The organism is Natronomonas gomsonensis (assembly GCF_013391635.1).
GTDB classification, from domain to species: Archaea; Halobacteriota; Halobacteria; order Halobacteriales; family Haloarculaceae; genus Natronomonas; species Natronomonas gomsonensis_A.
Genome location: NZ_JACAWU010000002.1, coordinates 1595569 through 1612505 on the forward strand (window position 1 = coordinate 1595569; position 16937 = coordinate 1612505).

Sequence of the window (16937 nt, forward strand, 5' to 3'; positions counted from 1 at the left end):
CGAATGCCATATGACCCGCGGCATTCGACGGGTATTCGTGTCGACGCTTCGACATTGGGATAGAGGCACGTGTTGGTTTTCGGAATCAGCAGTTGCGCGTGCCTGTGCGCGTACGACAAGTTGCATTCGGGGCAACTCTCATAAGGGTTGATAGACCACGGTGAAAGTGAAGTTAGCCCAACCAAAACCGACAGACGAAACCGTAGTTTCCATTGGAAATAATCGGGGGTTTTCCCCGGCGCTCAACGTCAGCAAAAAGCCGGTAAGTGCTCGCCGAAGCGGAGAAGGTTTCCGGGGACTGTTCGAGGTGCATCCATCCGCCAGCTACTGCACCACCCACACGTACAATAATTCTGTCACATACATTTGACAGTGTGTCGGTGGCTCGTGGAACCCCGAAATCGGGGGACAACTCACAGTGTGTGCTGTTTCTCTTCGATACGTTCCGCGGGGTCGAGACGGTAAAGCACCGTACCGTCAGACATCCGCGAGGAAGTTCGCGATGACGTCGTGACCGGCCGCAGTCAACACCGACTCGGGGTGGAACTGGACGCACTCGATGGGGTGTTCGCGGTGGCGGACACCCATCACCAACTCCTCCCCGTCGTGGTCGGTCGTGGCCGTCACGTCGAAACACGCCGGCACCTCGAGGGCGACGAGCGAGTGGTATCGGCCGCCCTGGAAACCGTCTTCGAGTCCCGCGTACACCCCCTCGCCGTCGTGGTCGACGGGGAACGCCTTGCCGTGTATGGGCTCCGGCGCCCGACCGACCGACCCGCCGTACTCGTAGACGGCCGCTTCGAGACCGAGACAGACGCCGAGCGTCGGCACCTCGGGACTCACCTCCCGGAGCACCTCCAGTGTCACGCCCACGTCCCGGTCGTTCTTCGGATGTCCCGGCCCCGGCGAGATGATAATCGCGTCGGGGTCGACCGCGCGGACCTCCTCCAGAGACGCCGTGTTCCGCAACACTTCGACTTCGGTGTCCTCGTGTTGGCTGACGTACTCCACGAGGTTGTAGGTGAACGAATCGAAGTTGTCGATAAAGAGAACGCGCGTCATCGCCGAACCTCCTCGGGGGCGACCTCGATGCGCTCTAAGGCGGCCAGGACGCCGTCCATCTTCTTTTCGGTCTCCTCGTACTCGCTTTCGGGGTCCGAATCGGCGACGATGCCCGCGCCCGCCTGCACCGTGATTCGGTCCGACCCACCCTCACCGACGCCGGCTTCCACCGTCGCCGTCCGAATGACGATGGCGAAGTCCGCATCGCCGGTCCAGGAGTAATACCCCACACCGCCGCCGTAGACGCCGCGTGGCTTCCGTTCGAGGTCGTCGATTATCTCCATCGCCCGTATCTTCGGTGCCCCCGAGAGTGTTCCGGCCGGGAACGCCGCCCGCGTCGCGTCGAAGGCGTCGCAGTCCTCGGCGAGCGTCCCCGTCACCGTCGACTCGATGTGCTGGACGTGGCTGTACTTCAGGACGTTCATGAACTCCTCGACGCGAACGCTGCCGGCCTCACCAACCCGGCGGACGTCGTTTCGCGCGAGGTCGACGAGCATCGTGTGTTCGGCCCGCTCCTTGTCGTCGGCGAGCATCTCGCCGGCCAACCGTCGGTCCTCGACCGGACTGGTCCCCCGGGCGCACGTCCCCGCGATGGGGTTGCTCATCACCTCACAACCCCGGACGGACACCAGCGTTTCGGGAGATGCACCAACGACCGCGAGGTCGTCGTAATCGAGGACGTACATGTACGGCGAGGGGTTGATTTCTCGGAGCGCCTCGTACAGCCCCAGTGGGTCGATTTCACCGTCGAGTTCCCGCGTTCGAGAGATGACGCCCTGATAGATGTCGCCGTCCAGGACGTGCTCTTTGGCCGTCCGGACCGCGGCCTCGTAGTCGGCTTTCGGTCCGGCACGCTCGGCGACGGGTCGGTAACCACCCGTCGTCAACTCGTCGGCGTCGGCGAGCAGCGACTCGACGCGGTCGACCTCCTCCCGAAGTCGGTCGTACACCGCCCCGGGGTCGTCGCCCTCACGAACCACGGGAGTGAACACCAATTCGACGGTTCCGGCGGCGTCGTCGAAGACGACCGTCTTCGTGGTGAGGACGAACTGCGCGTCGGGGAACCGCGAATCGGGTCGGTCGATGCCGACCTCGTCCAACCAGAGGTCGTACACCGCGTCGTAGGCGAGAAAGCCAACGAGGCCGCCCTGTAACTGCTGTCGTTCGGTGTCGGGGAAGTTCCGCAACGGAACGTCGGGCAGGGATTCACGGAGTTTGGCAACCGTATCGCCGCCGTTGGGGTCGAGCAGTCCCTCGTAACGGTCGTCCATCACGTCGACCGAGGCCTCACCGTCGACAGTGACGACCGCGGCGGGGTCGTAGCCGACGAAAGAGTACCGGGCGTGGCGGTCGGCGCCGTGTCCCGCCGTGAACGCGCCGTCGGGGTCGCTGGAGGCGACCTTCTCGGCGCTCTCCAGGAGGAACGCGTGGTCGGCGCCGTCGGCGTCGGTCGTCCGGCCCGTCAGCGCCGCGTAGGCCACGAGCGGTTCCGGCGTCACGTCGAGTTCCTCCACCGCCCTGACGACGACCGGCCCCTCCTCTGCGAGCGCCACGAACTCGTCTTTCGAAATCACGGTCGCCCCCCTGCGGCTCGAACGAACGCCGAAACCGCGGCGGCGTCCTTCCGTCCCGGGTCACCCTCGACGCCGCTTGCGACATCGACGCCGAACGGGCGGACGGTTTCGACCGCCTCGGCGACGTTGTCGGCCGTCAACCCACCCGCCAACACGACCGGCGACTCCAGCGTCTCGACGAGTTCTCGCGTCCGTTCCCAGTCGTGGGTCTCTCCGGTCCCACCTGCGCCGTCGCTGTCGAGGGAATCGACCAACAGTGCGTCGGCGACGGTGTCGTAGGCAGGGGCCGATTCGGGGGAGACGGCCTTCACGACATCGCCGTGGATTTTCGCCGAGAGAAAGGCGAGGTCGCCGGGCGTCAGTTCGCCGTGAACCTGCACCACGTCGGGTTGGACGCGAGACGCGAGTTCGACGGTTTCCTCCGGCGTTTCGGGCATCGTCACGAGCACCGTCGTCACGAACGGCGGTGCGGCCCGAGCCAACTCGACGGCTCGTTTGGCCGAAATCTCACGCGGCGTGTCGACCGACACGTCGACGATGAAGCCGACGGCGTCTGCTCCGGCCTCGACCACCGCATCGAGGTCCTCGTGGGTCGTCGTCCCGCAGACTTTCACACGCGTCATGGCTCGAACTCCCGCAACGAGTCGAGCTGGGCGGCAGCGGCCCCGGAATCGATTGACTCGCGTGCGGCGTCGACGCCCGCCTCGAGGCTGTCGGCCTCTCCGGAGACGTAGATGGCAGCCCCAGCGTTCGCGAGGATGATGTCGCGTTTCGCGCCATCGACCTCGCCTTCGAGGATGCCGCGCATGTCCGCAGCGTTCTCGGTCGGTGAGCCACCGCCGACCGCCGAGAGGTCGTAGGTACCGACACCGAGGTCGTCGGGCGTGACCGTGTACTCCGTCACGTCGCCGCCGTCGACTTCGGCGACGGTCGACTGCCCGTGGACGCCGATTTCGTCGAGGCCGGCGCCGTGGACGACGAGCGCGCGCTCGACGGCCATCTGGGAGAGCGCATCGGCCAACACGGGGACGAGCGCCTCGTCGTAGACGCCAACGACCTGTGCGTCCGCACCGGCCGGGTTCGTCAGCGGCCCGAGAACGTTGAATATCGTCCGCATTCCGAGTTCCTTCCGGGGGCCGATGACCGCCTTCATCGCCGGGTGGAACACGGGGGCGAGCATGAACCCCATCCCGGTCTCCTCGATGCACTGCTCGACGGCCGGCGGTTCGGCGTCGATGGTGACGCCGATCTCCTCCAGTACGTCCGCGCTTCCCGACGACGACGACACCGAGTAGTTGCCGTGTTTCGCGACGGGGACGCCGGCACCCGCGACGACGAAGGAACTGGTCGTCGAGACGTTGATGGTGTCGTGGCCGTCGCCACCCGTTCCACACGTGTCGACGAGCGGTTCGCGGTCGGGGTCGATGCGTCGGGCCGCATCTCGCATTCCCTGTGCGAACCCGGCGATTTCCGCTTCCGTCTCCCCTTTCGAGCGCAGGGCCGCCAACAGCGCACCGATCTGTGCCTCCGTCGCCTCCTCGAAGACCGTCGCCGCAGCGTCCCGCGCCGCCGCCATCGAGAGGTCTTCACCGTCAGTGACTCGTCGAATATGTTCTTTCATTGTGGGCACCAATGTTCAGTTTTGAGTTATAATGTACAAATCAGTACACCAGTATAAGGCTGTCGCTACAGCGGGCGCTCGTCGGTCGAAAACGGTGAAAATCGAATCCGAGAATCCGAGCGCGAGAGCCTATTCGCCCGTCGGAGCGGGGATGGCGGGCAGTTCCTGGAGTTCAGGGAGGCCGCGCGTGCCCGGCTGGCACTCCTCGCCGTTGCAGTCCATCACCACGCCCAGTCGCGTCCCCAAGAGTTCCACGTTCGTCTCCGCCATGGCCGTACTCCCACCGTCGTGGTACCGAAGGCGTGGGTCGACCGTGTAGTCCTTCTCCCCGTCGTTAACGGTTAGTTCCGCGTCAGCGTCACCGAATTCCGAGGTTGCGAGGCCACCGACCTTCCCCGAAACACCGGGACCTTCCCCGGATTCGTTGGCCGTCACTTCGTAGAAGACTAATCCAACGGCTCCGTCACGGTACTGCCCATATCGGCTCGGCGTTGCGCTAGCACCAGGGTCGCTCGGCGGGTTCTGTGGGTCGACCGAGGGGTCGTTGGGGTCCTGAACCTCACACTGGTTCGGCGTCGCGCCGAAGACGATGGCCGCAGCGACCTCCGGCGTAATCAGGTTCGTCGGCACGCCCGGCGGCTGGGCCTGCTCCGGCAAGTCGTCGAACCACGGCACCTGCTCGAACGGCACGTTCTCCTGGGCTTGGTTTCCAACGTCCGTACAGACCGCACTCGGGAACGGACCTTCCGAGTCGTCGCCCTCTTGGCTCGTCGGTGCGGGAATGGCGGGCGGTTTCTGGAGTTCGGGGAGGCCGCGCGTGCCCGGCTGACACTCCTCGCCGTTGCAGTCCATCACCACGCCCAGACGCGTGCCCAACAGTTCCACGTTCGTCTCTGCCATGCCGGTTCCGTCGTCGAAGTACCGGACGCGCGGGTCGACCGTGTAGTCCTTCTCGCCGTCGTTGACCGTCACCGACGGGTCAGCGTCGCCGAACTGCGATGTCGCCAATCCCGCTGCGGTCACCGTCGCACCGGGTCCTTCGCCGGACTCGTTGGCCGTCACGTCGAAAACAACCACGCCAACGGCACCGTCACGGAACTGCCCCATACGCTGGTTCTCCACGCTGTAATCCGGGTCACGCGGTGGGTCAGTGGGATCGACCGATGGGTCGTTGGGGTCCTGGACTTCACACTGATTCGGCGTCGCGCCGAAGACGATGGCCGCAGCGACCTCCGGTGTAATCAGGTTCGTCGGCACGCCCGGCGGCTGGGCCTGCTCCGGCAAGTCGTCGAACCACGGCACCTGCTCGAACGGCACGTTCTCCTGAGCCTGGTCCCCAACGTCCGTACAGACCGCATCCGGGAACGGACCCTCCTCATCGTCGTTACTATCGTCAGGGGCTATATCTTCCTCGTCGGGGAGCGTGCCCTCATCCGGTGTGTCTTCCTCGCTCGGGATGGATTCTTCGACCGTACTGGTGTCGTTCTCAACCGTGACATCGCCGTCATCGTTGACTTCGACTCCGTTACCGTCGACTCCGACCGAGACGCCGTCGTCGCTCACCGAGACGCCGTCGTCGACCGCCGCCGCCGGTGCGGCCGTGAAACCCACGACCATCAAAACGGCGACGAGACAGGACAGTGTTGCTCTCGCTATACTGGATTCTCCCATTTCTACCAGTGGCTACCTTAGTCAACGTATTTACAGTTACGCCCCCCATACACGGGGCTTTATATGTAATACCGAATATTCGGAGGAGCGAGCCCGAAACCACCGAAAAGAGACGTTTGAGAACAGCCAACAAGCCCAGTTAGGTCGTCAGCGAAGTTTCACTAGACGGGGAGCCCCGACCCGCCGAGTTCCGGAAGACCCGGAGCGCCGCCCTCGGTCGCACCGGTGATGATGGAGATCGCGTCAGCGGGACCGACGGCGTTCGGGAGCCCAACGAGTTCGTACTCGCAGGGACCGAGCGGGTTCTCCTGAACGTCGCTGAAGTCGCCGTCGAACTCGGTGAGTTCGTTACACTCGCCGTCGATACCCGCTTGGTTTCCGAAGATGAGGAGCACCGCTTCGCCCTCGAAGCTGTCGTCGTTGTACCGAATGCGCGGGTCGACGCCGTAATCCTTCTCGCCGTCGTTGACGACGAGTTCACCGTCGAGGTCACCGAACTCCGAGGTCGTCAGTCCGCCAAGTTTCCCGGAAACACCGGGGCCCTCACCGGACTCGTTCAGGGTGCTGTCGTACGTGATGAGTGCAACGCCGCCGTCCTGGAACTGTCCGAACCGCTGCACGTCGAAGTCGTAGGCAGGGTCACTCGGCGGGTCGGTCGGGTCGACCGAGGGGTCGTTCGGCGTCTGGATGTCACACGGCGCCGGAACGAGGCCGAGTGCGATACCGAGGACCGCATCGTTCGAGAGGATGCTCGTCGGGACGCCCGAGGGAACGGCCTCCTGCGGGAGGTCCTGAATCGACGGAAGAGCCTCGGCAGGAAGATCGCTGGATTCGACGTTGAGGGGTTCACACACGTTCACCTGTGCGTTTTCGTCACCGATGGGAACGTCCTCGGGACCCGTTTGATTGATTTCCGCGTTTTCGAGGATTTGCTCCAGAACCCGGAGCTCCTGCGGGATGTCGTCGGAACTGCTGTCGAGTTCCGTCGGGTCGGTCGGGACATCATCGCCGCTACCGATGTCGCCCGCGTCCTCGGGGAGCGGAAGGCTTCCGGAGTCGCCGACCGGATTCTCGCCGTCGCCGCCGATGTCACCGGCATCGTCGGGAAGCGGAAGGTCACCGCCGCCGCTGTCCGGGGAGACTTCTCGGTCACCCACGGAGACGCCGTCGTCGCTTGCTTCGACGCCACCGACCTGTGCACCGGCACCGTCGGTTCCCGCCTCGGCAGCGACCGCATCGTCGCCGCCGACGGTCGCGTTGACACCGGAAGTGCCGGCCTCAACGTCGACACCCTCCTCGCCACCGACGTTGACGCCGTCGCCTCCGATACTGATTCCCTCGTCGCCACCGATGTTGATTCCGTCACCACTACCGCCCAACTGCGCAGCGGCCGGAGCCACGGCGAAGGAGGTGAAAACCGAAACGGCCGTGACGACCACTAACAGTTGCAGTACTCTCTGTCGCATGTACTTACGGATGGCAGACGTACAAGGAAGGGGGTAACGCCCGAGATAGCCGGTTATTTTTATGCGGCCCTCGTCACCTGTCGAACGGCTCGTGAACCACCCCTGCACTCGACGACCATTCCGAAACCTTCAATTACCTCACCGGGATACGAAGAAGTGCAGGCAGACGCCAGCGTGGGTTCGTGGTCTAGGCTGGTTATGACACCTCCTTGACATGGAGGAGGCCGGCAGTTCAAATCTGCCCGAACCCACTCGCTTTCTACACCGCTACTACGTCGACACCTAGACAGTACTGCAGCTGTGCGGTCGCTACGTATCGAGTGACGCAAAAGCGGAGTTGTTCGAGCAGCTATCTACAGCAGGTCGGCCGGAAGCTCACCGCCACCGGGGAACTCGGGGAGTTCCGGTGGTTCGGGTGCGGGCGTGTCGCCACCCGGCGATTCGATTTCGCACGTCTCCTGGGGGTTCTGTGCCGACTGCTCGCTGAGTTCGCAGTCGATTCCGGCTTCTCCACCTTCACCGGCGACATCGCCGCCACCGGATGCCGAAACTTCGGCGCTCGGTTCCTCGGCGTCGACGCCAGCGGAACCACTCCCGGAGGCGTTACCTTGACTGCTCTCGACGCCGACTTCACCGCCGCCCTCGCCGCCGCTGTCGTCGGCGTCGAGGATGAGGTCACCGGTGATGTCACCGCCACTGGGACCGTCGGGAACTTGGTCGCCGATTCCACCGAGTTGCGCCGCCGCGGGCGCAACGAACATCGTCGCGACACAGAACGCCGCCAGCAGGGCGACGCCAGCGCGTGTCGTGGTACGTCGAGTCATGCTACACGCAAACCGGGACCGGGTAAATAAAAGGAGATTACTCGGGAGATTACCGGCTTTTTATTAAATTAATAAACCTCCGTGTAGAGCCAGCGTGTCGCTCTTTTTTATTTACCTTCCAGCGGTTCGTCGATGCCGAGAATCTCCGCACTCCGTCGCCAGAGGTCTCGCTGGGCCTCGACGTCCAGTGCCTTTGGCGCCGGCCGGCGCTCTTTGCACCGGGCGAAGTACTTCCCGGTGACGCCCGACACGTCCTCGGAAGCCGCGAGATAGACGATGGTGGCGGCGCCGTCCTCGACAGAGTCGGTCATGGGAAATTGGCCGACGAGTTGGCCGATTTGTGGTGCCGGCGACGGGAGTGCCCGGGAGAACTCGCTGCCGGGGACGATACCGGGATGCAGCGAGTTCGAGGTGACGTCCCGACCGGCGACGACGAGTCGTCGAGCCAGTTCGTTCGAGAACTGGATGTTGGCGAGTTTCGACCGGCAGTACGCCGCCCACGGCGAGAGCGTCGTCATATCGAGGAGGTCGTCGAGGTTCATCGTCGCCACCCGGTGTCCAATCGAGGCTGTCGTGACGATGCGGCCGCCGGATGCCATCGTCGGCAGGAGGTCGTTGGTCAACTGGTACGGCGCGAGGTGGTTGATGTGAAACGTTTTACCGACTCCGAGGCCCGTCTCTTCGTTGTCCTCGAAGAGTCCGCCGGCGTTGTTACACAGTACGTCCAGTTCCTCGACGGACGCCCGGACCTCGTCGGCGAGGGCGGTCACCTCGTCGGTGTCGAGGAAGTCCGCGGCGATGAACTCGGCGTCGGAACCGACCGCCTCGAGTTCGGCGACGGTTTCGGCGCCCGCCTCCTCGTTGCGGCCGTGGACCAACACGTCCGCCCCGAGTCGGCCGAGCGACAGCGCCGCCTCCCGGCCGAGTCCGTTCGTCGAACCGGTCACGAGAACCGTTTTCCCGGACATGTCGACCGACTCGACGCCCGCTTTCACTTCCGGCTTCTTGTCGGACCCAATCATCAGGCTACGCTTTACGCCCCGCGTTGAAGTTTGCTACGGCTGACACATTTCTCACTCGCCGGTTCGCTCCTCCAGCAGTTCGGCGGTTCCGACGACCATCGACGGGACGACGAACATGAAGATGTGTTCTTCAAGCGGGATGCCCGCGATGTCGATTCCCGTTCGGAGTGGGATATCAAAGACGCCGACTTCGAGCGTGTAGCGGTCCCACGCGTAGGCGAAGGGATACAGCAGTAAACTGACGCGAAGCGCCTTCCGAACCGAGTTGGTCCGTCGCAGGAGGGCGAACGCGACGGCCCCCCAAACGACTTCGGTGAGAAGGTAGGTGAACCGACCGAACACCGTGATATCGGGTCGCATATCCGAAACAGGAGTGCCGTCTATAAAATTTGGATGGAGGTACTTTGAATAACCAGGACGGAGAAGTCGCTCCGAGAGAGATGAATATCGCAGATATCGCCACCCCGGAGTACATCCAGGTGGACGACGACGAGCGGCTCGGGAAGATTCGGTCTATCTTCGAGCGCGAGAACCCGAAGGGGGTCATCGTGACCAACGACGAAACCTACGCTGGCGTCATTACGGAGCGACAACTCGTCCAGTCGCACATCGAAGACGACGCGAAGGCGAGCGTGATGATGCGAAACGCCCCGAAAGTCGGACGCACGGACGACCTACGTGACGTCGCCCGCATGCTCGTCGAGGGCGGCACGAAAGTCGCCCCGGTGTTCGAAGGCGAAAACCTGTGGGGAATCGTCACCGAGGACGCCATCCTCGAAGCCGTCCACGACAACCTCGACGTGCTCACCGTCGAGCAGATATACACCGAGGAAGTCGTCACGCTCACCGAAGACGACCACGTCGGCAAGGCCATCAACCACCTTCGAGAGCACGGCGTCTCCAGACTGCCGGTCGTCAACGAGAGCGGCCACCTCACTGGGATGGTGACGACCCACGACATCGCCGATTTCGCGGTGCGAACCATGGAGCGCCAACAGAAGGGCGACCGCTCCGGTGAGACCGACCGGATGCTCGACCTGCCCGTGTACGACCTGATGAACAGCCCCGTCGAGACGGTGACACTCGGTGCGACCGTCAGCGACGCCGTCGAGCAGATGTTCGAGAACGACTACGCCGGCCTCGTCGTCACGCCCGCCGACGACGACCGCATGGTCGCCGGGATTCTCACCAAGACCGACATCCTCCGTGCGCTCACCTACACCGAAGAGGAGGCCATGGACGTACAGGTCACGAACGTCGAACTCCTCGATACGCTGACCCGCGAGAACATCCGGACCTCGATTACCGAAGTGGCCGACAAGTACCAGGACATGCAGGTCCACCACGCCCACGTCCGCTTCCACGAACACAAGGAGCGACTCCGCGGGACGCCGCTCATCCAGTGTCAGATTCGACTCCGGACGAACCGCGGCCAGGTCGCCGGCTCCGGAGAGGGGTACGGCGCCGAAACTGCCTTCCACGTCGCCGTCGACAAACTCGAACGGAACGTCCTCGAACTGAAGGGGACCCGGGCCGACGAGGAGTACGAAGGCCAACTGCTCCGGAAACTCGGCGAACTGTAATCGGTCTCAGGCGCCTTCTTCGACGGAATCGAGGCCGTCTTCGGTAATTCGGAATCGTGCCGTCTCCCCGGCCGCTTTCGACCGATGTTTCTCCAGCGTCATCCGTCGATTCCCCGCCCGGAACCGCTCGATGCGCGCGACGACGCCACACCAGTGGGTGAGCGTGTGGCCTCCGAGCGGGCGCGCACGCGAGGAGTCCGAGTCCGGGTCGGAGTACACCTGATTCGTGAGTACGACCGCGAGGTCGTGTCGGCGGGCCAGCGACAGCAGGTGTGTCACCTGCTTTGCGACCCGACGGAGCGCGTTGCCCTCCTCGTCGTCGATGCGTTCGAGTCGATAGAAACCGGTCGCGCTGTCGAGCACAACGAGGTCGACGCGTTCGGCGAGGTCCGAAGCGTCTCGGACCGCCTCTTCCTGCTGTTCGAAATCCAGTGCGTCCGTGATGATGACGCGGGAGGCGAGGTCGTCGATGTCTCCGTCGGCTCTCGCGCGGGCGAGTTGCTCGAAGCGGTCGACGGAGAGCCCCTCCGTGTCGATGTACAGCGCGGTCCCGCCGGTCGCGGCCACCTCGATAGCCGCCGACAGCGCGAGGTTGGTCTTCCCCGCCGCCGGCGGGCCGTACAGCTGGGTGGCCGTTCCACGTTCGAATCCCCCGCCGAGTAACTCGTCGACCGTCTCACACCCCGTCGGAATCGGCTCGCTCACGGCTATCGCTTCGGCGCGTTCGGTTAAAAACCTCCGCAGTCCACACTGGGACCGGGAGAACGGTTACGGAGCTACGCTTCGGCCGCGACCTCGGCGTCGGCTTCGAGGTCCTCCAGTGCCTTGACGACCTGGTCGCGGTACACCGCGAGGTCGGGGTCGTACTGGGTTTCGGCCATCGCGGCGTACTCGTCGGCCCCATCGAACGCTTCGATTCGGTCGAGAGTCCGTTCGGCCGTCTCGGCGACCCAACGGTTCCGCGTGGCGGCGTCGACAATCGTAATCGACTCCGGTCGCAGCGAGACGTTCACGTCGCCCTCCTCGGTCTCGTAGGTGCGGGGCTTGCCGACGACCGCCACGTAAGCGGGCGTTTCGGTTTCCCGCAGTGCGGAGGCGGCTTCCGGCTGGTACTGGCCCGCGTAGGCGAAGAACGTCCCGGTCGGGTCGACGATGCGACCGCGCCAGTACTCCGAATCCTCGCCGACGTCTTCGGTTTCGGTCAGCGTCCCGACGACGAAGACGCGGTTGGCCCGCTCGCCGGTCGGCAGAAGCGAGTAGACGGGCGCGCGGTCGTCGTCGGACTCTTTGAACGTGTACGTTGCGTCGTTGAACTCGGCCGCGAAGGCGCGTCGGGCGACCTCGCGGGTGGGTACGGATGCACTCATTACAGGGACCTCGCTTTGATCAGCACGCTCTCGGCATCGACCGGCCCGTCGAGCAGTTCGATGTCGTTGGCCAAGACGTATCGGCCCAACGTCGGGCCGGCGACGCGGTAGTACCGCCCGAGGACGGTCTCGCGCATCTCCTCGACGACGACCTCGGTGTCGAGGGCGTCCATCGCCATCTCCTGAGCCTCATCGAGGGTGATACCGGTCAGTTCCTCCGTCGACTCCTGGTTGAAGATGACCTCGTGGATGGTCTCGCCGTCGTCGAGGACACCCTTGATACGGAGGTCGAACTCGCCTTCGACCTCGCCGTGTTCCGAACAGCGGCCGTTCTGGAGGACGCGCGTACAGTCCTCCTCGGGACAGCGCTTGATGAGTCCGGAGCCGGATTGGATGTCGACCAAGGCGCCCTCGACTTCCGTCGAGTCGTCGCCGACCTCGATGTCCTCGTCGAGTTCCTCGATGGTCGTCGTCGAGTTGAGTTTCACCGAGAACCGACCCTCGTACTCGTCGGTGACGAGGTTGCCGAGACGGTAGACCTTCCCCTCTTCGAGTTCGGGGAGGTCGCTCTTGGCCCACTTGGTGAACTTGACGGTGCCGGTTTCGTCGCCGAGCAGGCCGACCTGAGCGATGGAGTCCGCCCGGGGTTCCCACAGCTCGACGACCTTCGCGGTCAAATCGAGCCACTCCTCGGGGGCGTCGATGTCGGCGACCTCGGCGGCCTCGCTGCCACCGGAGGCGATGTCCTCTCGCTCCATGTCGGCCTCGTCGAGATACGTCGAGACCACGCTTCGGCGGGCCTCCTCGACGGGAACGCGATATTCGGAGACGAGCGTCTCCAGTCTGTCTTCGATTTCGTCGACGCTCACGTCGAGCGCCTCGGAGAACTGTTCGTGTATCTCGACCGCGTGCTGTCGCAGGTCTGTCATGGGTGTTCCGTCTCCGCGTGTTTTCAGTGGGAGACGTACGACGGTTGGTTCGCGATGGTATAAAAACCGTCGGTGGCAGAGTGAAAGTGTTCTTAGCTGCTCTTCGGCGTGGTTTCGCGTACGTGAACGGTTTTCCGAGAGAGACGGTTTCCCACGCCCGCTCCGGGCGACGCCTCTTTGTGAGTTCGACCGCTACGTGGCCGTGTGAGCAACCGTCGTCGCCTCAAGCGGCTCCTGCAGACGAAACTGCACTCGGCGGGCAAGCAGTACGAGGAAGCCAAGCGCGCCTACACCGACGCGAAGGCGGCCGCGCTCGCCGACCTGCCGACCGACGAGGAGGGGCGTGCGAAACTCGTCTGCCGGCGCTACGCCGAGAAGCGTGCCGTCTCGCTGGACGACGAGGGCCGACCCGCCTGTTATGAGGCCGACCACCGGGACTGTCAGGGCTGTCTCGAGGACATCCGCGAGGACCGAATCGAGACGTGGTAATGTCGCAACCGTCGCCTCTGACCGAGGGTTATTTTATCAGCGCAACGACCGACCGATATGACCTATCTCGTCGCGTTCGACGGCACCGACCTCTCGGAGACGGCACTGTCCCGGGCGGTCGAGTTCGCCGATTCGACTGACGAACGACTCGTCGTCGTGAGCGTTCTCCCGACCGACGAGGACCTCGCCGCCGAATACGGCCTCGTCGAGGGCGACACCTACGACCCCGGCGATGCGGCCCAACGGCTCCGAACGCAGGTCGAGGACGTCAGTACGGACGCCGAGTTTCGCACCGAGAGCGTCGACGCCTACGCCGGAAAGGGCCGCATCGCGACCGAAATACGCGACGTCGCCCGGGACGTCGACGCCGACGTCGTTTTCGTCGGCAGCGACAACGCCGGTCGGGTCGTCCAACCGGTAACCAGCGTCGGCGGGGCGGTCGCCGGCGGAACCGACTACGACGTGTTCATCGTCCGGTCCTGAGTCAGACGCTCCGGGTCGACCCGCCGTCGACCGGTACCGCCGCGCCATTGACGTACGACGAGCGGTCGCTGGAGAGCCACGCGACCGTCTCGCCGAGTTCGCGTGGTTCACCGACCCGTTCGAGCGGAATCCCCTCCGACCACTCCTCGAGGCCCGCCTCGTAGTCCTCGAAGTCGCCGCGGTCGACGCCCTGTTCGACCAACTCCTCGATGCGGCCCGTCTCGTGGGCGCCCGGCAGCACCGCGTTCGCCCGCACGTCGGGGGCGAACTCGTAGGAGAGCGTCTTCATCAACCCGATGACTGCCCGGCGGACCGAGTTCGACAACACGAGGTCGTCGATGACCTCCCGAACCGACCGGGAGGTGATATTGACGATGGTGCCGCCACCGTCCTCGGCGATGGTCGGATGTGCCGCCCGGACCGTCCGGACGACGCTCATTACCAGCAGGTCGTGGGCCCGTTGCCAGTCCTCGTCGCTGGTTTCGAGGAACGGCCCCGACGGCGGCCCGCCGGCGCTCGTGACGACGTGGTCGAGTCGGCCGAACTCGCCGATGGCGCTCCCGACGAACCCCTCGATTTCGCTCTCGTCGGTGATGTCCGCCTGAACGGCGAGTACGTCGCCGCCGTCGATGGCTTCGAGGTGGGCCTCCGCACGCGAGAGGCGGTCCTCGTCGCGACCACACACCGCCACGTCACACCCCTCGCGGGCGAGTGCCTCCGCGCTCGCGAGTCCGAGTCCTGCGGTTCCGGCCGTCACCACTGCTGCGTTGCCGTCGATTCCCAAATCCATACCGACAAATCGGCCGCCGTCGACTTATAACTCCGTCGTCGCCTGCGGTTTCCCTCGACTCACTCCCGAACGCGGACGGTGCCGTCACTGGTCACGCTGACGGTGATGTCGCGCCGGACCTCCCGGCCGTGGACGGCGTCGCCGGCGGCGTCGCCGACCAGTTTCATCAACTCCGGCGCCGTGCGGGTGACTTTCACGCCCGCCTCGTCACAGGCCGAGTACACCCGATTCGGCACGTCGTAGAGGTCGGTACCGGCCTCGACTGTCAACTGGACGGGCGCCGTCAGCGCCTCGGCGAAGGCGACCGTCTCGCGGGCTTTCTCGATGTTCTCGCGGGCGCTCGATTCGACGCTGGAGACGTTCGCCCGCGAGGTGCCGAGCGCTTCTGCGATGTCGGCCTGTGGGATGTCACGCTCGCGGAGCGCGAGTACCTCCGCCTGACGACGGGTCAGAACGCCGCTCTCCTCGTCGAACCCCGCAGTGTCCAGCAGTTCGTCGACGTCGGGAAGCGTCACTTGCCCCAGAAATTCTCGCGGCTGCCCAGCCGCTCGCGGTCGAGTGCCTTCTTGCGGCCGCTCTTCTCCTCAGTTTCGGTGTCGTCGCCGTCGCCCTCTGATTCGGTGGCGTCGCTCGCCTCGTCGCCTTCGTCTTCGTCCTCCATCGGAAGCCGTTCGATTTCGTCGGCGCGAGCGTGGTTCGACCGCACTTCGGTTATCTTCACTCTCGCTCGGGCCTCCGGCAACACGCCGTCGACCATGACGATGAAACCGTCCTCGGTGCGACCGACGCCCGCACCCGACTCGTGGATGTCCTCGACGTCGACGACGACCTCCTCACCCATCTTGACGGGCTGTTGCTTCAGGTCTCGAATCGGCTGATTGTAGTGAGAACACCACTCGGCGCCGCCGCGGTCGCCGTAGTGTTGACACCCCATGCCCTCGATTCGCTCCGAGAAACTGGGGCAGTCGTCCGCGAGTGGGCAGTCCGGCATACAGGAGCGTAGTTCGGGCGTCGATTAAACGCTTGTGGGTCGGTGAGACCCTCGCCGAACGCCAGCGCTTTGCCGAGGGGGCGCCTACGCGGACGCGATGAGTCGCCCGGTTCCCGAAGCCGCCCCCCTCGTCGGCATCGTCCTCTCGTCGGCGTTCGCCCTGTTCGGGTTTCTCGTCTCGACGGACCACCTCGCGACGATACTCGGCAGCGTCGTCCTCCTGTACCCGTTCGTCGCCTTCGGTATCGTCCGCTCGAAGACGCCAGAAGACGTGTTCCTGCCGGATCCCGTCCTCGCTGCGGGGCTTCTGGGCGGCGCCCTCGTGTTCCTGTACGGCCTCGTTTCGGGACAACTCGCCTTCGGCGCGTTCGTCGCCTCGGTCGTCGCCGTCCCCCCGGCGTTGTATCACGCCCGATTCGGCGAGTCGGTCAACCCACTCTCTCCCGACGCGACCCTCGCCGTCGGCCTCCTCGGCGCCGCCGCGCTCCTCGTCTACGGCGCCATCGACGGCCTGCTCGTGGGGGCGCTGTCGGCCGTTTTCGTCGGTTTCGGTGCGGTCGACTACCGCAGACACCGTGGCGGCCCACTCCAGCGTCGCACCAGAAGTATTGCCGTCGCCTGCTGTCTCGGCGGCGGACTGGCGGCGTTCGGCGTCCTGACCGCCACCGGCCGTCCGACCGAAGGCCTTGCCGCGGGGAGCGTGTTGGTCGCCGTCGGCGCCTTTCTCGCGTTGGGCGCTGAACCCCGACCTACTCGATGAACCGACTGACGAGTTTTCTGTCGACCACGTCGACGAGAATCACGACGATACCGGCGATGCCGACTTGGGCCGTCGGCGCGAGGTTCGTGAACACGCCGAGGAGGATTAGTTGTGCGAACAACAGCACGCCGCCGATTTCCAGTCGGTCGACGACCGCCTTCAAGTTCAGGTCGTCTTCGAGGTCGACGCGGGCCGGCACGCGGGTGTCGTCGCCGATGCCGAGCAATCCCAGCAACGGCGGACTGTCGCTTCCCATGAAGGCCGTACTTCGAGACGGAAGAAATGTCTACTGGCTTCCATGCACG

The 16937-nt window shown here is 64.8% G+C and carries 20 protein-coding genes and 1 tRNA gene; 5 read left to right on the forward strand and 16 right to left on the reverse strand.

Annotated elements, in window-relative coordinates; translation table 11 throughout:
* Positions 1-477 precede the first annotated feature (477 nt).
* The 6 genes from trpG to HWX69_RS16820 form a co-directional block, all read right to left on the reverse strand.
* Positions 478-1062 carry an anthranilate synthase component II gene (gene trpG, locus HWX69_RS16795; RefSeq protein WP_178918183.1) on the reverse strand — a complete coding sequence of 195 codons (585 nt, stop codon included), beginning with the start codon at positions 1060-1062 and terminating at the stop codon, positions 478-480.
* Positions 1059-2636 (reverse strand): anthranilate synthase component I, encoded by a 1578-nt coding sequence (trpE, locus tag HWX69_RS16800; RefSeq protein ID WP_178918184.1) that lies wholly within the window; start codon positions 2634-2636, stop codon positions 1059-1061. The genes trpG and trpE overlap by 4 nt, the downstream gene beginning before the upstream one ends.
* On the reverse strand, positions 2633-3259 hold the full coding sequence (locus HWX69_RS16805; protein ID WP_178918185.1) for a phosphoribosylanthranilate isomerase: 627 nt from the start codon (positions 3257-3259) through the stop codon (positions 2633-2635). Before HWX69_RS16805 ends, trpE begins: the two co-directional genes overlap by 4 nt.
* On the reverse strand, positions 3256-4257 hold the full coding sequence (gene trpD, locus HWX69_RS16810; protein ID WP_178918186.1) for an anthranilate phosphoribosyltransferase: 1002 nt from the start codon (positions 4255-4257) through the stop codon (positions 3256-3258). The genes HWX69_RS16805 and trpD overlap by 4 nt, the downstream gene beginning before the upstream one ends.
* Positions 4258-4386: 129 nt before the next feature.
* Positions 4387-5874, reverse strand: a complete 1488-nt coding sequence (locus HWX69_RS16815) for a hypothetical protein (RefSeq protein WP_178918187.1) — start codon at positions 5872-5874, stop codon at positions 4387-4389.
* A gap of 215 nt (positions 5875-6089) precedes the next feature.
* Positions 6090-7394 (reverse strand): hypothetical protein, encoded by a 1305-nt coding sequence (locus tag HWX69_RS16820; RefSeq protein WP_178918188.1) that lies wholly within the window; start codon positions 7392-7394, stop codon positions 6090-6092.
* A gap of 176 nt (positions 7395-7570) precedes the next feature.
* Here HWX69_RS16820 and HWX69_RS16825 point away from each other — a divergent pair.
* Positions 7571-7645: transfer RNA gene (locus HWX69_RS16825), tRNA-Val, on the forward strand.
* A 102-nt stretch (positions 7646-7747) separates the two neighbouring features.
* Here the strand turns inward: HWX69_RS16825 and HWX69_RS16830 are convergent.
* The 3 genes from HWX69_RS16830 to HWX69_RS16840 form a co-directional block, all read right to left on the reverse strand.
* Positions 7748-8218 (reverse strand): hypothetical protein, encoded by a 471-nt coding sequence (locus HWX69_RS16830; protein ID WP_178918189.1) that lies wholly within the window; start codon positions 8216-8218, stop codon positions 7748-7750.
* Between the two features lie 107 nt (positions 8219-8325).
* Positions 8326-9240: an SDR family NAD(P)-dependent oxidoreductase gene (locus tag HWX69_RS16835; protein ID WP_178918190.1), complete on the reverse strand. Its 915-nt coding sequence runs from the start codon at positions 9238-9240 to the stop codon at positions 8326-8328.
* A gap of 51 nt (positions 9241-9291) precedes the next feature.
* Positions 9292-9600: a lycopene cyclase domain-containing protein gene (locus HWX69_RS16840; protein ID WP_178918191.1), complete on the reverse strand. Its 309-nt coding sequence runs from the start codon at positions 9598-9600 to the stop codon at positions 9292-9294.
* Positions 9601-9680: 80 nt separating this feature from the next.
* Between HWX69_RS16840 and HWX69_RS16845 the strand changes: the two genes are divergently transcribed.
* Positions 9681-10823: a CBS domain-containing protein gene (locus tag HWX69_RS16845; protein ID WP_178918192.1), complete on the forward strand. Its 1143-nt coding sequence runs from the start codon at positions 9681-9683 to the stop codon at positions 10821-10823.
* A 6-nt stretch (positions 10824-10829) separates the two neighbouring features.
* On the opposite strand, the gene radB is transcribed toward HWX69_RS16845, so the two are convergent.
* The 3 genes from radB to HWX69_RS16860 all read right to left on the reverse strand — a co-directional run bounded on the left by radB (position 10830) and on the right by HWX69_RS16860 (position 13119).
* On the reverse strand, positions 10830-11528 hold the full coding sequence (gene radB, locus HWX69_RS16850; RefSeq protein WP_348643036.1) for a DNA repair and recombination protein RadB: 699 nt from the start codon (positions 11526-11528) through the stop codon (positions 10830-10832).
* A gap of 71 nt (positions 11529-11599) precedes the next feature.
* Positions 11600-12190 (reverse strand): RPA family protein, encoded by a 591-nt coding sequence (locus HWX69_RS16855; RefSeq protein ID WP_178918193.1) that lies wholly within the window; start codon positions 12188-12190, stop codon positions 11600-11602.
* The gene (locus HWX69_RS16860) at positions 12190-13119 is read right to left on the reverse strand and encodes a replication factor A (protein WP_178918194.1); all 930 of its coding nucleotides are present in this window, start codon (positions 13117-13119) and stop codon (positions 12190-12192) included. The genes HWX69_RS16855 and HWX69_RS16860 overlap by 1 nt, the downstream gene beginning before the upstream one ends.
* 204 nt (positions 13120-13323) lie before the next feature.
* Between HWX69_RS16860 and HWX69_RS16865 the strand changes: the two genes are divergently transcribed.
* Together HWX69_RS16865 and HWX69_RS16870 are read left to right on the forward strand one after the other, a co-directional pair.
* Positions 13324-13608 (forward strand): DUF7091 family protein, encoded by a 285-nt coding sequence (locus HWX69_RS16865; protein WP_178918195.1) that lies wholly within the window; start codon positions 13324-13326, stop codon positions 13606-13608.
* Positions 13609-13665: 57 nt separating this feature from the next.
* Positions 13666-14091 (forward strand): universal stress protein, encoded by a 426-nt coding sequence (locus HWX69_RS16870; RefSeq protein WP_178918196.1) that lies wholly within the window; start codon positions 13666-13668, stop codon positions 14089-14091.
* A gap of 1 nt (position 14092) precedes the next feature.
* Here HWX69_RS16870 and HWX69_RS16875 read toward each other — a convergent pair whose 3' ends face one another.
* From HWX69_RS16875 to HWX69_RS16885, 3 genes are read right to left on the reverse strand one after another with little or no spacing between them, the layout of a single operon-like run.
* Positions 14093-14881 carry an SDR family oxidoreductase gene (locus HWX69_RS16875; RefSeq protein WP_156710244.1) on the reverse strand — a complete coding sequence of 263 codons (789 nt, stop codon included), beginning with the start codon at positions 14879-14881 and terminating at the stop codon, positions 14093-14095.
* A 59-nt stretch (positions 14882-14940) separates the two neighbouring features.
* Positions 14941-15396: a Tfx family DNA-binding protein gene (locus HWX69_RS16880; RefSeq protein ID WP_178918197.1), complete on the reverse strand. Its 456-nt coding sequence runs from the start codon at positions 15394-15396 to the stop codon at positions 14941-14943.
* Positions 15393-15872, reverse strand: a complete 480-nt coding sequence (locus HWX69_RS16885) for a TRAM domain-containing protein (RefSeq protein WP_178918198.1) — start codon at positions 15870-15872, stop codon at positions 15393-15395. The genes HWX69_RS16880 and HWX69_RS16885 overlap by 4 nt, the downstream gene beginning before the upstream one ends.
* 97 nt (positions 15873-15969) lie before the next feature.
* Here HWX69_RS16885 and HWX69_RS16890 point away from each other — a divergent pair, with 97 nt between their 5' ends.
* Positions 15970-16632 (forward strand): hypothetical protein, encoded by a 663-nt coding sequence (locus tag HWX69_RS16890; protein WP_178918199.1) that lies wholly within the window; start codon positions 15970-15972, stop codon positions 16630-16632.
* On the opposite strand, the gene HWX69_RS16895 is transcribed toward HWX69_RS16890, so the two are convergent.
* Positions 16622-16888: a hypothetical protein gene (locus tag HWX69_RS16895; RefSeq protein ID WP_178918200.1), complete on the reverse strand. Its 267-nt coding sequence runs from the start codon at positions 16886-16888 to the stop codon at positions 16622-16624. The genes HWX69_RS16890 and HWX69_RS16895 overlap by 11 nt on opposite strands.
* Positions 16889-16937: the final 49 nt, after the last annotated feature.